14 protein-coding genes are annotated in these 14,635 nt (G+C 67.2%); 9 read left to right on the top strand and 5 right to left on the bottom strand.

The window, feature by feature from the left end; translation table 11 throughout:
* Positions 1-82 precede the first annotated feature (82 nt).
* Both U5798_RS30530 and U5798_RS30525 read left to right on the top strand, forming a co-directional pair.
* A complete protein-coding gene (locus U5798_RS30530) occupies positions 83-625 on the top strand; it encodes a hypothetical protein (RefSeq protein ID WP_124457071.1) in 543 nt (180 codons plus the stop codon).
* A gap of 113 nt (positions 626-738) precedes the next feature.
* Positions 739-1,920, top strand: a complete 1,182-nt coding sequence (locus tag U5798_RS30525; protein WP_322084147.1) for a cystathionine beta-lyase — start codon at positions 739-741, stop codon at positions 1,918-1,920.
* An 86-nt stretch (positions 1,921-2,006) separates the two neighbouring features.
* On the opposite strand, the gene serB is transcribed toward U5798_RS30525, so the two are convergent.
* Positions 2,007-2,852 (bottom strand): phosphoserine phosphatase SerB, encoded by an 846-nt coding sequence (serB, locus tag U5798_RS30520; protein WP_322084146.1) that lies wholly within the window; start codon positions 2,850-2,852, stop codon positions 2,007-2,009.
* Between the two features lie 167 nt (positions 2,853-3,019).
* Complete coding sequence (locus U5798_RS30515) at positions 3,020-3,961, bottom strand: LysR family transcriptional regulator (RefSeq protein ID WP_322084145.1); 942 nt, start codon at positions 3,959-3,961, stop codon at positions 3,020-3,022.
* A 125-nt stretch (positions 3,962-4,086) separates the two neighbouring features.
* Here U5798_RS30515 and U5798_RS30510 point away from each other — a divergent pair, with 125 nt between their 5' ends.
* From U5798_RS30510 to U5798_RS30500, 3 genes are all read left to right on the top strand, one after another.
* Positions 4,087-5,103, top strand: a complete 1,017-nt coding sequence (locus U5798_RS30510) for a zinc-binding alcohol dehydrogenase family protein (protein ID WP_322084144.1) — start codon at positions 4,087-4,089, stop codon at positions 5,101-5,103.
* A 157-nt stretch (positions 5,104-5,260) separates the two neighbouring features.
* Complete coding sequence (locus U5798_RS30505; RefSeq protein WP_124457066.1) at positions 5,261-5,812, top strand: DUF6013 family protein; 552 nt, start codon at positions 5,261-5,263, stop codon at positions 5,810-5,812.
* Positions 5,813-6,027: 215 nt separating this feature from the next.
* Entirely contained in the window at positions 6,028-6,501 is a 474-nt protein-coding gene (locus tag U5798_RS30500) for a PliI family lysozyme inhibitor of I-type lysozyme (RefSeq protein ID WP_322084143.1), read from the top strand.
* 40 nt (positions 6,502-6,541) lie between these two features.
* On the opposite strand, the gene U5798_RS30495 is transcribed toward U5798_RS30500, so the two are convergent.
* A complete protein-coding gene (locus U5798_RS30495; RefSeq protein ID WP_322084142.1) occupies positions 6,542-7,345 on the bottom strand; it encodes an ABC transporter permease in 804 nt (267 codons plus the stop codon).
* The gene (locus tag U5798_RS30490; RefSeq protein ID WP_322084141.1) at positions 7,342-8,043 is read right to left on the bottom strand and encodes an ATP-binding cassette domain-containing protein; all 702 of its coding nucleotides are present in this window, start codon (positions 8,041-8,043) and stop codon (positions 7,342-7,344) included. The genes U5798_RS30495 and U5798_RS30490 overlap by 4 nt, the downstream gene beginning before the upstream one ends.
* A 152-nt stretch (positions 8,044-8,195) precedes the next feature.
* Between U5798_RS30490 and U5798_RS30485 the strand changes: the two genes are divergently transcribed.
* Positions 8,196-10,475 carry an AsmA family protein gene (locus U5798_RS30485; RefSeq protein ID WP_322084140.1) on the top strand — a complete coding sequence of 760 codons (2,280 nt, stop codon included), beginning with the start codon at positions 8,196-8,198 and terminating at the stop codon, positions 10,473-10,475.
* 6 nt (positions 10,476-10,481) lie between these two features.
* Here U5798_RS30485 and U5798_RS30480 read toward each other — a convergent pair whose 3' ends face one another.
* Positions 10,482-10,934 (bottom strand): lipocalin-like domain-containing protein, encoded by a 453-nt coding sequence (locus U5798_RS30480; RefSeq protein ID WP_124457061.1) that lies wholly within the window; start codon positions 10,932-10,934, stop codon positions 10,482-10,484.
* Between the two features lie 169 nt (positions 10,935-11,103).
* Between U5798_RS30480 and U5798_RS30475 the strand changes: the two genes are divergently transcribed.
* The 3 genes from U5798_RS30475 to U5798_RS30465 all read left to right on the top strand — a co-directional run bounded on the left by U5798_RS30475 (position 11,104) and on the right by U5798_RS30465 (position 14,635).
* Positions 11,104-12,696, top strand: a complete 1,593-nt coding sequence (locus U5798_RS30475; protein WP_322084139.1) for an ABC-F family ATPase — start codon at positions 11,104-11,106, stop codon at positions 12,694-12,696.
* A gap of 193 nt (positions 12,697-12,889) precedes the next feature.
* Positions 12,890-13,639, top strand: a complete 750-nt coding sequence (locus U5798_RS30470; protein ID WP_322084138.1) for an FkbM family methyltransferase — start codon at positions 12,890-12,892, stop codon at positions 13,637-13,639.
* Complete coding sequence (locus tag U5798_RS30465) at positions 13,640-14,635, top strand: phosphotransferase enzyme family protein (RefSeq protein WP_322084137.1); 996 nt, start codon at positions 13,640-13,642, stop codon at positions 14,633-14,635.

The following is a 14,635-nucleotide window of genomic DNA, read 5'->3' as shown; positions in this document are numbered from 1 at the left end:
CCCCTGCGTGCTGGCCAGGCTCGCACGACGAGCCGGCATCGTCGCGATTTTCGAGCGAATCTGAAGCAAGGAGCAACACAAGGTGGGTCGATATTCGGAATGGCAACGGGCGCTCGTCGTCGCAGGCGCGCTGGCAGCGGCCCTTGCGATGCCGCGCGTGGTCGCGGCGCAGGCCGCCGCACCGGGCGTGCAGCAGGATGAACCGGCACCGGCGCGGCCGCTGAAGCCGAATCCCGAGTTTGCCCGCCTGCCGCGCTACGAAGGCACGCTCGGCGACCGGCCGATCGTCGTGCATCTCGGCCCGAAGACGGACGAGGAAGGCGTGCACGGCGAGTACCAGTTCGCCGATACGGGCGAGGTCGTGCTGCTCGCGGGCGATCGCGACGGCGATACGCTCGAGATCGAGGAATCGAACGACGGCACGAACATCACGGGCGTGTGGATCGGCCGCTTCGACACGACGGGCGATCTGAAGGCCGACCGGATGAACTCGGACGAGTCGGATCCGCAGCCGGTCGTGCTGCGCCTGGCGCCGGGCAAGCGCGCGGCGCTGCAGGTGCGCGACGGCCGCGTGCAGGAAATCGAGACGGTGGGCGGCATCGTCAACCTGCGCACCGACGACTGAGCGCGTGCTGGCTCGGTGCGCGCGGCGCGCATTGTACCGGGCCAGCGGCGCCGATTTTGGCTAATCTAGCGACATATTCCGCAACCGAACGGCCTCGTGCCCGGCTTCCCGACATGACTGCATCCACTCCCAAGCGCGCGCTGCAAACCCGCATCGTGCAACCCGACGACGTCATTCCGGAAGGCTTCCGGTCGTTCGTGCCGCCGGTTGCGCGCGCGTCGACGGTCGTGTTCCCCGATCTCGCGACGATGCGCGCGCTCGTCTGGCACAACGACAACCAGTGGCGCTACGGGCTGCACGCGACGCCGACGTCGCTCGCGCTCGCGCAGCGGCTCGCCGAGATCGAGGGCGGCGCGCATGCGCTGCTGCAGCCGTCGGGCCTCGCGGCGATCATGAACGTCTACTTCGGGATCGTGAAAGCGGGCGACGACGTGCTGATTCCGCACAACGTGTACGGGCCGAACGCCGATTTCGGCAACTGGCTCGCGAAGGATTTCGGCATCACCGTGCACTTCTACGATCCGCTGGTCGGCGCCGGCATCGCCGACCTGATCCAGCCGAACACGCGGCTGATCTGGATCGAGGCGCCGGGCTCGGTGACGATGGAAGTGCCCGACGTGCAGGCGATTACCGCGGCCGCGAAGGCGCGCGGCATCGTCACCGCGATCGACAACACGTTCTCGGCCGGGCTCGCGTTCAAGCCGTTCGAGCACGGCGTCGACATCTCGGTGCAGGCACTGACCAAGTACCAGTCGGGCGGCAGTGACGTGCTGATGGGCGCGACGATCACCGCGAACGCGGAACTGCACGCGCAACTGAAGCTGGCGCGGATGCGCTGCGGGATCGGCGTATCCGTCGACGATTGCTCGCTCGTGCTGCGCAGCCTGCCGAGCATGCAGGTGCGTTTCGACGCGCACAGCAAGAGCGCGCTGGCGCTCGCGCAATGGCTGAAGGCACGGCCGGAGATCGCGGCGGTGCTGCATCCGCAGATCGCCGACTGCCCGGGGCACGCGTCGTTCATGCGCGATTTCACGGGCGCGGGCGGACTGTTCTCGGTGGTGTTCGACGAACGCTACAGCGCGGGGCAGATCGACCGCTTCGTCGAATCGCTCGACCTGTTCGCGATCGGCTGGAGCTGGGGCGGCGCATGCAGCCTCGCGATGCCGTACGACGTCGCGTCGATGCGCCCGGACTGGCCGCATCGCGGCACGCTGGTGCGTTTCTACGTCGGTCTGGAGGACGAAGCCGACCTGCGCGCGGACATCGAACGTGCGATGCAGGACGTACTCGGCTGATCGCAGACCGCAAAGGTCTCGGGGAAAAACAAACGCCGGCGCGATGCAACATCGCGCCGGCGTTTTTCATGGGCGGTGCGGCGGGATCAGAACAGCCGCAGCAGCCCGTCGAGACCGACGTGATCGAACGCGACCGTCGCCGCGTCGCGCACGACGGGCTTCGCGTGGAACGCGACCGACAGCCCGGCTTCGGCCATCATCTTCAGGTCGTTCGACCCGTCGCCCATCGCGATCGCGCGGCTCGGCGCGAGGCCGAGCGACGCGCAGGTGTCGCGCAGCAGGCGCGCTTTCACGTCCGCGTTGACGATCTCGCCGAGCACCTTGCCGGTCAGCTTGCCGTCGACGATCTCGAGCGTGTTCGCATAGGCGTAGTCGAGGCCGAGGCGCGCCTTCAGCCGCTCGGTGAAGAACGTGAAGCCGCCCGACACGAGCAGCGTCTTCATGCCGGCAGCCTTCACGCCGGCCAGCATCGTCTCGGCGCCCGGCGACAGTTGCAGCCGTTCCTCGTACACGCGTTCGAGCGCCTGCGCGTCGAGCCCGGCCAGCAGCGCGACGCGACGCGTGAGGCTTTCATTGAAGTCGCGGATCTCGCCGCGCATCGACGCTTCGGTGATTTCGGCGACCTGCGTTTTCAGCCCGCAGAAATCGGCGATCTCGTCGATGCATTCGATCGTGATCAGCGTCGAATCCATGTCCATCACGGCCAGCCCGAAATCGCCGAGCGTGCGGCCGGCCTCGACGAACGCGAAGTCGAGCGCGTGCGTGCCGCAGTACGCGTCGATGTCGAGGCGCTGCGCCGGATTCGCGTTTTCGATGCGCAGCGCGTGATCGTCGGTCTGCACGATGCGGGTGCCGCGCGACAGCGCGAGCAGCGGTTTGTGATGGGCGTCCGACAGCGGTGCAAGACTCTGGATGACGAGGTTGTGGGTCATGACGAGATGGTTGGGAGACGAATGAAATGCGTGCGCGGCCAACGGGTGGCCACTTGCGGACGCGGGCCCCGTCCGGCGTCGGGCCATTGCGTGGCGAACGCGTCATTGTAGCCGGTTGGCCGTGCCGGTCGGTCGGGGGCGGATCGAAACCGGGTTCGGTGCAGCGGTTACCGTACGTCCTGGCTGTCCCAGTACGGTGGATCGCCGAAATGCTCGGCGAGGAACGCAATGAACGCGAGCGTTTTCAGCGGCACGTGCGCACGGCTCGGATAGACGGCCCAGATCGCGACTTCGTCCGCGAACGGATAGTCGTCGAGCACCGTGACGAGTGCGCCGCTCGCGAGCAGCGGGCCGACGTCCCAGGTCGACTTGATCGCGATCCCGAAGCCGTCGACGAGCGCTTCGCGGATCGCCTCGCCGTTGCTCGCGACGAGCCGGCCGCCGACCCGTACGGTCAACGGGCCTTGCGGCGTCGCGAACGACCAGTCGCGCTGGTCGCCGAGGATCACGCATTCGTGCTGCGTCAGGTCGGCCGGATGGCGCGGCGTGCCGTGCTCGGCGAGATACGCCGGCGAGCAGCACAGCACGCGGCGGTTGGTCGCGAGCTTGCGCGCGACGAGCGTCGAATCCTTCAGTGCGCCGAGGCGGATCGCGACGTCGTAGCCGTCGTCGACGAGATCGACGATCTCGTCGGACAGCCGCAGGTCGAGCGACACCGACGGGTAGCGGCGCAGGAACGCGGGAATCACCGGCGCGACGTGCTGGCGGCCGAACGACGACGACATCGACACCTTCAGCCGCCCGTACGGCTCGGTGCGGCCACGGCCGACCGACGCGCGTGCGGCGTCGGCGGCCGACAGCAGCGCGTCGGCGCGCGCCATGAAGATCTCGCCGTCCTGCGTGAGGCTGATGCGGCGCGTGGTGCGGTGCAGCAGCCGCGCGCCGAGCTGGCGTTCGAGCTGCGCGATGCGCGCGCTGGCGACCGCGGCCGACACGCCGAATTCGCGCCCGGCCGCCGTGACGTTCGCGAGCAGCGCCGCGCGCACGAACAGTGCGACGTCGAGCAAATCGAGCGGCTTGTCGGGCGCCGGAATCGGATCGAGCGTCATTATTCTGAAATTCCTGAAAATGTTTCAGGAAATATAGCGGTTTTCTAGAAGGATCGGGTTGCCTACGATGGCACGCATGGAGGTTGCGCCGCAGCCTGCCGAATTCCCTTGAAAGGAGTATCAAGATGAAAGCCGTTGGACTGACCCGCTATCTGCCGATCGACGACCCGCAAGCCTTGCTCGACGTGGAGTTGCCGCAGCCCGTGCCGGGCCCGCGCGACCTGCTCGTGAAGGTCGAGGCGATTTCCGTGAACCCGGTGGATACCAAGGTGCGCGCGCCGAAGCCGCAGGTCGAGGAGACGCCGCGCGTGCTCGGCTGGGACGCGGCCGGCACGGTGGTCGCGGTCGGCGCCGACGTGACGCTGTTCCGCCCCGGCGACGAAGTGTTCTACGCAGGCAGCATCACGCGGCCCGGCGCGAACAGCGAATTCCACACGGTCGACGAACGGATCGCCGCGCTGAAGCCGCGCACGCTCGACTTCGCCGCGTCGGCCGCGCTGCCGCTCACCGCGCTGACCGCGTGGGAAGCGTTGTTCGACCGGCTGCGCGTGTCGCCGCAGGGCGCGGACGCCGGCAAGTCGGTGCTGATCATCGGCGGCGCGGGCGGCGTGGGATCGATCGCGATCCAGCTTGCGAAGACGCTCGGCAAGCTGCACGTGATCGCGACCGCGTCGCGGCCGGCATCGGCCGACTGGGTGCGCGCGCTCGGCGCGGACGCGGTGGTCGACCATTTCGGCGACCTGCCAGCGCAACTGCGCGAGGCCGGCCATCCGAACGTCGACTATGTGCTGATCTTCAACGACACGGATCGTCATTTCCCTGCCGCCGCGGAAGTCGTCCGGCCACAGGGCGGCATTTGCACGATCGTCGAGAACGCGAAGCCGGTGCCGGTCGAACTGCTGAAGGCGAAGAGCGCCGCGTTTCACTGGGAGTTCATGTTCACGCGTGCCATGTTCGAGACGCCGGACATGATCGAGCAGCACCGGATCCTCGGCGAAGTCGCGCGGCTCGTCGACGGCGGCACGCTGCGCACGACGCTCGGCGAACAGCTCGGTACGATCAACGCGGCGAACGTGCGACGCGCGCACCAGCTGCTCGAGGGCGGGCGCGCGATCGGCAAGCTTGTGCTGAGCGGGTTCTGAGCCGGTAGCGCGTAAGGTTGCAACGCCGCGAACGCAAGCGGGGTAACACCCGATGCGTTTGCGGCGCATTGCATCGCGCTTGGCGGTAGACTGGCAACGCATCATGCATCGAAAACCGCGCGGCACGCGCGTGCCGCCGCATTACAAGGAGGTCAGCATGAGCCAACGCAGCTTGTCAGTCGCCGCATCGTGGTCGGTCGTGTTCGCGGCGGCGTGCGTCAGCGCGAGCGTATTCGCGGCGCCGCCGGTCAAGGGCAGCCTGAAGGGCGGCGGTACGGGGCAGCTCGAATACACCGTCAAGGTCGACTCGAAGGCCTTCGGCAATACGCAGGAGACCCGCAAGATCCGCTCGGGCGAGACGGACGATTTCAACTGGAAATCGGTACCGCCGAGCGGCGCGGTCGCGATGCCGGACGGCTGTCCGAACGCCGACAACCTGCCGCGCGACGAGAACGGTGCGATGGTGCGCCAGACCCAGGTGCGGCTCGCGCCGTCGGTCGACGCGAAGGGTGTCGCCAACGTGCAGATGAGCTTCCAGGCGGCCGCACCGAAGGGTACGCGCAGCGTGACGGCCGGCGGCAAGTCGCTGCAGTGCCCGGACGTCGTGTCGGTGAGCCAGGTGAAGTGGGTGTCGATCCCGACCAACGGCGGGTCGAAGTCCGTGACGATGAGCGACGGCACCAAGGTGACGGTGTCGATCAAGCGCTGAGCGGCGCGCGGGCCGGCGTTTCGTCCGGTGCGCGCGCAACGGATTCGGCCGGCCGCGTGAGCGGGGCGGCACGCGAGCGTTGCGCGCCGCCGTTGCGCTGTTTCCCGCCACCTTCTTCGCGGGCCGGTGCCGCTGCCGTGCGGCAGCGGTGCGTGACGTCATGCCGATGTCACGCTATGCTCGTCCGCATCCTTTCCTTCCCGTAACGATTCCCGATGAAACATCGAATGCGCGTGCTGTTGTCTGCCGTTGCGTTCGCCGCCGCGCATGCACACGCGGCTGACGATTGCAGTTTCGTGAAGAAGGTCGAGCTGCCGTCGCGGCAGCAGGTGGCCGTCGTGTCGAGCGGCGCACTCGAACCGTGCTCGACCGGCAGCTACGCGGTGCGTGTGTATTCGACCGCGCATGCCGCACCGGGCTTCGATACCGACGATTACGTGACGGGCGTGCTGCATGCGCGCGACGGCACGGTCACCGATGCGTTCACGGCCGACCTCGGCACACGCGTGCCGCAGGCGCTCGTCGTGACCACGCGTTCGGCCGGCAGCGGCGGCTATGTCGGCGCGCAGGCCTATGTGACGACGCCGCGCGCGGTGCGGCTCGTCGCGTCGGTCGACGCGCTCGCGCCGGACGCTGACATCGCAGCCGCGTTGCGGCAGGCGATCGGCAAGCGTCGCGTCGCGCGCTGAGCGCACACCGCGCGAACGCATCGCGCGGTGCCCGTGCGCGTCACTGCGCGCGCTCTTCGAGCCGCGCTGCGAGGAAGCGGTGATCGGCCGAGAACAGCCGGCGATAGGTCATCAGCACCGCGCCGACGGTGCCGAGCGCGGACGCCGCGGCGATCAGGAACATGATCACGATCTGGTAGCGCACGGCCTGCAGCGGCGACTGGCCGGCCAGCACCTGGCCCGTCATCATGCCCGGCAAGCTGACGACGCCGACGACGGCCATCTGGTTCAGCGTCGGCAGCATGCCCGCGCGCACGGCCTGGCGCGCGGCGTCCTGCGCGGCTTCCCAACGCGTGGCGCCGAGCGCGAGCGCCGTTTCGACGCGGTCGCGGCGCGCCGTGAGCTCTTCCATCATCCGCTCGACGCCGAGCGACACGCCCGTGAGCGTATTGCCGAGAATCATCCCGAGGATCGGAATCGCGTACTGCGGTGCGTACCATGGATGGATGCGGATCACGACGAACAGCCCGACCGCCGCGACGAACCAACTGCTGAACCAGATCGACGCGATGCTGTCGATGCGCTGGCCGCGATACGTGCGCTTGCCGCGGCCCGCGCCGGCGAAGCCGGCGATCAGCGTCATCAGCGCGGTGAGCGGCAGTACGACGGTCCAGTGCGGATGGCCGAACACCCAGCCGAGCACGTAGCCGATCGCGAGCAGCTGCACGACGGTGCGCACCGCCGCGAGCGCGAGCTTGCGGCCGAGACCGAGCGACAAGGCCGCCGAGATCGCGCCGTTGACGGCGACGAGCGCGGCGGCGATGCCGACGTCGACGAGGCTCAGGTCCTGCAGTGCCGGGCTCATTGCGCAGCCTCCGTCGGGTTGGCCGCGTGCATGACGCCGGCCTGCATCACGAGCCGCATCGTGCCGATCCGCGCGGCCTGGGCCGGATCGTGAGAGATCCACATGTACGCGCGGGCGTCGGGCGCCGCGTCGAACCACGCACCGACGAGCGCCTCGATCGCGCGTGCCGATTCGGGATCGAGCGCGGAGGTCGGCTCGTCGAGCAGCAGCACGTCGGGATCGAGCTGCAGCACGCGCAGCAGTGCCGCGATCTGCGCTTCGCCGCCGGACAGGTCGCTCGCGCGCTTGTCGAGAAAGTCGGGGCCGCGGCCGGCCTGCGCGGCGAGCGCTTCGGCACGCGCGCGATCGAACGACACGTCGCGATAGATCGCGAGCGAATACGGATAGCGCAATTGCGATTCGACGGTGCCGTCCATCTGCGCGGGGCGCTGGCGCACGTACGCGACGCTGCGCCGGTAGCGCGGGATCGCACCGCGCCGGATCCGGTGGCCGTGCCACAGGATGTGGCCGCCGTCGATCGGGTCGAGCAGCGCGAGCGCGCGCAGCAGCACGCTCTTGCCCGACCCCGAGGGGCCGGTGATAGCAATACGCGATCCCGCAGCGAGGCTGAAATCGGTCGGGGCGAGCAGGGTCTTGCCGCTGCTGGCGTCACGCCGGGTAATGCGCTGCGCATCGATAAGGCCGGTGGGGGCTGTCATGTCACAAATGAAAAAAAGCGTTAACAGCGCCGAGAGGTCGCCATGTCGTGCGTCATAATACCGATTGAAAAGCCGCGGGTGTCGTGCGCCGTTCGTCCACGCAAGCGGCCCGGCATGGTGCGGCAACATTTCAGAACAACAACGGAACCGCCATGACGCTAACCCGAGCCATCGGCAAATCGGCTGCATGGGTCGTCGGTATCGTCGCGGTGCTCATCGCGGCAGCCGGCGTCTTTCTCTTCATGTTCGACTGGAACCGCGCGAAGCCGTGGGTCAACGACCAGGTCAGTGCCGCGCTCGGCCGCCCGTTCGCGATCAACGGCGATCTCAAGGTCGGCTGGCGTCGCCCCGACGGCGAGACCGGCTGGCGCGCGTGGGTGCCCTGGCCGAGCTTTTCGGCCACCCAGCTCGAAATCGGCAACCCCGACTGGGCGAAGACGCCCAAGTTCGTCACGCTGGATGCCGCGCACTTCGATCTTGCGATTCTGCCGCTGCTCGCCCATGAAATCGTCATCCCGTCGATCGACGTCGTGAATCCGGCCGTCGACCTCGAGCGGCTGGCCGACGGACGCAACACGTGGACTTTCCAGTTCAAGCAATCGTCGCAGCCGTCGCCGTGGAAGGTGCGGCTCGACAGCTTCGGCTTCGCGAAGGGCACCGTCATGTATCGCGATGCGATCACGAAGGCCGACCTGACCGTCGCGATCGATACGCTCGGCCAGCCGATCCCGCTCGGCGACGTGCTGAAGGAGCAGGAGCAGACGTCGCGTGCGGCGTCCGCGCAGCGTGTCGGCAAGCATGGCGCCGCGCAACTGAGCGCGAAGGCCAATGCGGAAGCCGCGTCGAGTGCGTCCGCCGCGCAGGCGGCGGGCGCATCGGCTGCGACTTCCGTGGCTTCGGCTGCTTCCGGTTCGTCTGGTTCGTCCGCTTCTTCCGCATCGACCGTTGCTGCCGCATCCGGTGCAAGCAGCGCCGCCGCGCCCGCGAAGCCGTCCGGCCCGACCTATGCGTTCGGGCTGAAGGTCGACGGCCGCTACAAGAACGTGCCGATCAACGGGACCGGCAAGCTCGGCGGCGTGCTCGCGATCCAGGACGCGTCGCGGCCGTTTCCGCTGCAGGCCGACGTGAAGGCCGGCGACACGCGGCTCGCGATCGTCGGCACGCTGACCGATCCGATGCATCTCGCGGCGATCAACCTGCGCTTGTGGTTGCAGGGCACGTCGATGTCGCACCTGTACCAGCTCACCGGCATCACGCTGCCCGATACGCCGCCTTACGCGACCGAAGGGCGGTTGATCGGCAACTTCAAGCCGCACGCGAGCACGTTCCGCTACGAGAACTTCAACGGTCGCGTCGGCGGCAGCGATCTCGGCGGCACGCTCACGTATGCGCAGCGCGAGCCGCGGCCGAAGCTGTCGGGCGAACTCGTGTCGAACCTGCTGCAGTTCTCCGATCTCGCGCCGGTGATCGGCGCCGATACGGCCGCGAGCAAGGCCAGGCGCGGCGACACGACGCGCCAGCCGCCGGACCGCGTGCTGCCGGTCGAAACGTTTCGCACCGACCGCTGGCGTGCGCTCGACGCGGACGTCAAGTTCACGGGCCGCAAGCTGGTCAAGAGTTCGAACCTGCCGATCACGAACCTGTACACGCACATCGTGATGCAGGACGGCGTGCTGTCGCTCGAGCCGCTGCAGTTCGGCGTCGCGGGCGGCACGCTCGCGACGACCGCGCATCTCGACGGCAGCGGCGCGCCGCTGAAAGGCCGCTTCACGGTGGCCGCGCGGCACCTGAAGCTCAAGCAGCTGTTCCCGACGCAGAAGGTCATGCAGTCGGCGCTCGGCGAGATCAACGGCGACGCGTCGCTGTCGGCGACCGGCAACTCGCCGGCCGCGCTCGCCGCGACGTCGAATGGCGAAGTGAAGGCGCTCGTGACGGACGGCCGCATCAGCCGCCTGCTGATGGAAGCGGCGGGGCTGAACGTCGCCAACGTCGTCTACGAGAAGCTGTTCGGCAACAACGACGTGAAGATCAACTGCGCGGCGATCGACTTCGTCGCAACCAACGGGATCCTCGACCCGAAGGTGTTCGCGCTCGATACCGACGATGCGCTGATCAACGTCGACGGCCCGATCAACCTGCGCGACGAATCGCTCGACCTGAAGATCCACCCGCATACGAAGGGTTTCCGGATCTTCTCGCTGCGTTCGCCGCTGTACGCGAAGGGCACGTTCAAGAACCCGAAGGTCGGCGTCGATGCGGGCGCGCTCGCGCTGCGCGCCGGTGCGATGGTCGGGCTCGGGCTGATCAACCCGTTCGCGGCGCTGATTCCGCTGATCGCGCCGAGCAACAACCGCGACGTGCCGTGCTCGGAGTTGTTCGGGCAGATGAAGGCGAAGGCCGCGCAAAGGGCGGCCGCGAAGGCCGGCAAGTGACGGGCGTCAGCGGCCCGCGCGTACCCACAGCAGCAGGACGTCGACCTCCCGGCCGTCGAGCCGGACCGGCGCGACGGGGCCGAGCTGCAGGCGATCGCCGTCGAGCACGGCGACCCGCTGCTGGACGTTGCCGATCCAGTTCGGGAACAGGCTGACGTCCATTTCGTGCGTCAGCGTGCCGTCGTCGTCGACGTTAAAGGGGCCGGAATACGCGATATAGCCGTGCGCCGCGGCTGCGCGTTCCTCGACGCTGCCGCCCTGGAGGTCGCCGTCCGCGTAGGGCGGCCGGCCGGCCGCCATCAACTGGGCGGACATGTAGCCGTCGGGCGTATAGAGGATCCAGCCGCGTGCGTCGCGGCCGAGCGGATAGGTGACGGTACCGCCGTCGCGCGGGCGGATTTCGTAGGACACGAGGCGCCATGCGCCGACGAGTTGTTCACGAAGCTGGCTGGCAAGCATGCGGGATTCCGGTAGGACGGCGGTGGAGCGCGTGCCGTCGCGTTGACGGGCCGCCGGGCGGCGGGCCAGAGTGCCGGGAATACGCCGCCGGGGCGGTGCGGTCGGCAGTTTCTCCGACACCTGCTAAAATACACGGTTTTCCGTCGATTTCTCTCTTACGGGACCTGCCGTGCTTTCTACTGCCAACATCACGATGCAATTCGGGCCGAAGCCCTTGTTCGAGAATATCTCGGTCAAATTCGGCGAGGGCAACCGCTACGGTCTGATCGGCGCGAACGGCTGTGGCAAGTCGACCTTCATGAAGATCCTCGGCGGTGACCTCGAGCCGAGCGCCGGCAACGTCGCGCTGGAGCCGAACGTCCGCCTCGGCAAGCTGCGCCAGGACCAGTTCGCGTACGAAGATGTGCGCGTGCTCGACGTCGTGATGATGGGCCACACCGAGATGTGGGCCGCCATGACCGAGCGTGACGCGATCTACGCGAACCCGGAAGCCACCGACGACGACTACATGCACGCGGCCGAACTCGAAGGCAAGTTCGCCGAATACGGCGGCTACGACGCCGAAGCGCGCGCGGGCGCGCTGCTGCTGGGCATCGGCATCGAGGAGAAGTTCCACAACGGCACGATGGCCGACGTCGCGCCGGGCTGGAAGCTGCGCGTGCTGCTTGCGCAGGCGCTGTTCTCGAAGCCGGACGTGCTGCTGCTCGACGAACCGACCAACAACCTCGACATCAACTCGATTCGTTGGCTCGAGCAAACGCTCAACGAGTACAACTCGACGATGATCATCATCTCGCACGATCGTCACTTCCTGAACTCGGTGTGCACGCACATGGCCGACATGGACTTCGGCACGCTGAAGGTCTGGCCGGGCAACTACGACGACTACATGCTCGCATCGGCACAGGCGCGCGAGCGCCAGGCTGCAGCGAACACGCGTGCGAAGGAGCGCGTCGCCGAACTGCAGGACTTCGTGCGCCGCTTCTCGGCGAACAAGTCGAAGGCGCGCCAGGCAACGAGCCGTGCGAAGCAGATCGACAAGATCAAGATCGAGGAATTCAAGCCGTCGTCGCGCCAGAACCCGTTCATCCGTTTCGAGTTCGAGAAGAAGCTGCACAACGTCGCCGTGGTCGCCGAAGAAATCACGAAGAAGTACGAGCGCACGATCTTCCAGAACTTCAACCTGTCGGTTCAGCCGGGCGAGCGCATCGCGATCATCGGCGAGAACGGCGCGGGCAAGACGACGCTGCTGCGTTCGCTGCTCGGCGCGCTCACGCTCGAGCACGGCACGGTGAAGTGGTCCGAGAACGCGAATGTCGGCTACATGCCGCAGGACACGTACGAGGAGTTCCCGAACGACATCACGCTGATGGACTGGATCGACCAGTACCGCAAGGACGGCGACGACGAAACGATGGTGCGCGGCACGCTTGGCCGTCTGCTGTTCTCGTCGGACGACATCAAGAAGTCGGTGAAGGTGCTGTCGGGCGGCGAGAAGGGCCGCATGATCTGGGGCAAGCTGATGCTCGGCCGCCACAACGTGCTGCTGATGGACGAGCCGACCAACCACATGGACATGGAATCGATCGAGTCGCTGCAGATCGCGCTCGAGCAGTTCGAAGGCACGCTGATTTTCGTGTCGCACGACCGCGAATTCGTGAGCGGACTGGCGAACCGGATCATCGAAGTGCGTACGGACGGCACGCTGTTCGACTTCGGCGGAAATTATGAGGAGTTCCTGACGAGTCAGGGGCAGGAGTAAGTGTCTTGAGTCGTACCTGATCTGATGCATCCGGGAGGCCCGCCAAGTCGTACTTGGCGGGCTTTTTCATTTCCGCATCATGTCGACGCTCGCCAGCGCCGCGCATTCCCGTTTCCTCTGCTTAATCGACTTCAGGTAAATTACCCACCGAACGCCACCCATCATTCCCCATTTCGCTCCGGAGCCGTTTTCGATGCAGGACCATCCTCTCCCGCTCGACCTGTCCGGCCTTGCGCCAAGCCTGTATGCGCAGGGCACCGAGGAGGCCATCCTGTCGCGGTTGATGGAGCGGATCGTGCCGACCAACCGCTTCTGCGTCGATATCGGCGCGAGCGACGGCTTGCGCAACAGCAACACCGCGCGGCTGCTGCGCGAGCAGGATTGGGCCGGCGTGCTGGTGGAAGGCAGCGCATACCGGTTCGGCAAGCTGGCCGCGCACTACGCGGGCGCAGAGCGCGTGCGCCTGCACCACGACCGCGTCCAGCCCGACACGGTCGATCAACTGCTCACCGAGGCGAATGTACCGGCCGACTTCGACCTGCTGTCGATCGACATCGACGGCAACGACTACTGGGTCTGGCGCGGCCTGCAGGCGTTCCAGCCGCGCATCGTCGTGATCGAATACAACCCGTACTACGCGCCGCCCGAACGCTGGGTCATGTGCTTCAACCCGGACCACGAATGGGACGGCTCGACCTATTACGGCGCGAGCCTCGAATCGCTCGTACATCTCGGCAGGCAGAAGGGCTATGAACTCGTCTGCTGTGACGACATGGGCAACAACGCGTTCTTCGTGCGGCATGACCTGTATCCGTTGCTCGGCATCGCGAACAACGATCCTTCGGTGCTGTTCCGGCCGGCGATGTACAAGCTGCGCTACGTCGGGCACAACACGTTTCTGACCGGTCATCCGTATCGGCACGGGCCGGCCGAGCACATCTGAATGGACACGCTTGCCGCCACCTTTGACGAGATTCGCGATGCCTACGCGCTGGCCCGAGGCGCGGCGCCGCGCCAGGTCAGCGAACGCGTGTGGCATCTGCCGACCGGCAGCGGCGGCGATGTGGCGGTCAAGCTCTACGCGTCCGAGCACCATGCACGCGCGGCCAAGGAAGCCGCCGTCCTCGCTCACCTCGAAACGCACGGCGATACCCGTTTCCATGTGCAGACGCTGAAGCGCACGACGTCCGGCGAACCGCTGTGGACGGGGCAGGGTTCGCACGCGATGGTGACGCGCTGGGAAGCCGGGCAGTTCAGGACCTACGATACGTTCTCGCCGGCCGAATGGGATGCGCTCGGCGCGAGTCTGGCCGCGTTGCATCTGTGCCTCGAACACCTGCATCTGCAGTCGCTCGACACGATCCGCGCGCGGCTGACCGCGATCGACGCCGATGCCGTGCGCGGCAGCCTGCTCGACGCGCTGAATCACGCACGCTCGAACGACAGCGTCGAGAACCTGCGCCGCTATGTCGATCTCGCGCTGCGCATGCTCGACCGCTACTATCCGGGCAGCATCGACGCGTTTCCCGCGGACGATCCGCAGCACCCGATCCACAACGACTACAATCAGTTCAACTATCTTTTCACGGGCTCGCTGCCGCCCTTGATCCTCGACTGGGAGGCGTCGATCGGCGCGCCGCGCGAGTACGAACTGGTGCGGTGCCTGAATCACCTGCCGCTGGAAGCGCCGCAGCTGGCGGAAGCGTTCGTGCGCGGATACCGGCGCGTGCGGCCGGTGAATCCCGCGTGCATCGCATGGGCGGTCGATGCCGCGTGCCTGCAGCACGCGCTCAAGCTGTGGGTCGTGCAAGGCTGGCTCGACGATCCGTCGCGCTTCGCGTCGCACCTGAACGGCGCGGTGACGATGGCGTCCGCGATGGTGGATGCGCGTGGCCATCTCGTCGATTTCTTTTCCCGTTGTGTGGAAGCAGGAACCTGA

This window comes from Burkholderia sp. BCC1972, assembly GCF_905339605.1.
GTDB lineage: Bacteria > Pseudomonadota > Gammaproteobacteria > Burkholderiales > Burkholderiaceae > Burkholderia.
This window is presented reverse-complemented; position numbering and strand designations above follow the sequence as displayed.

What these genes read in the sequence shown, in the direction of transcription:
- U5798_RS30525 (WP_322084147.1), top strand. Translation starts at nt 739, where the DNA reads ATGACTGCATCCACTCCCAAGCGCGCGCTGCAAACCCGCATCGTGCAA.
- serB (WP_322084146.1), bottom strand. Translation starts at nt 2,852, where the DNA reads ATGACCCACAACCTCGTCATCCAGAGTCTTGCACCGCTGTCGGACGCC.
- U5798_RS30515 (WP_322084145.1), bottom strand. Translation starts at nt 3,961, where the DNA reads ATGACGCTCGATCCGATTCCGGCGCCCGACAAGCCGCTCGATTTGCTC.
- U5798_RS30510 (WP_322084144.1), top strand. Translation starts at nt 4,087, where the DNA reads ATGAAAGCCGTTGGACTGACCCGCTATCTGCCGATCGACGACCCGCAA.
- U5798_RS30505 (WP_124457066.1), top strand. Translation starts at nt 5,261, where the DNA reads ATGAGCCAACGCAGCTTGTCAGTCGCCGCATCGTGGTCGGTCGTGTTC.
- U5798_RS30500 (WP_322084143.1), top strand. Translation starts at nt 6,028, where the DNA reads ATGAAACATCGAATGCGCGTGCTGTTGTCTGCCGTTGCGTTCGCCGCC.
- U5798_RS30495 (WP_322084142.1), bottom strand. Translation starts at nt 7,345, where the DNA reads ATGAGCCCGGCACTGCAGGACCTGAGCCTCGTCGACGTCGGCATCGCC.
- U5798_RS30490 (WP_322084141.1), bottom strand. Translation starts at nt 8,043, where the DNA reads ATGACAGCCCCCACCGGCCTTATCGATGCGCAGCGCATTACCCGGCGT.
- U5798_RS30485 (WP_322084140.1), top strand. Translation starts at nt 8,196, where the DNA reads ATGACGCTAACCCGAGCCATCGGCAAATCGGCTGCATGGGTCGTCGGT.
- U5798_RS30480 (WP_124457061.1), bottom strand. Translation starts at nt 10,934, where the DNA reads ATGCTTGCCAGCCAGCTTCGTGAACAACTCGTCGGCGCATGGCGCCTC.
- U5798_RS30470 (WP_322084138.1), top strand. Translation starts at nt 12,890, where the DNA reads ATGCAGGACCATCCTCTCCCGCTCGACCTGTCCGGCCTTGCGCCAAGC.
- U5798_RS30465 (WP_322084137.1), top strand. Translation starts at nt 13,640, where the DNA reads ATGGACACGCTTGCCGCCACCTTTGACGAGATTCGCGATGCCTACGCG.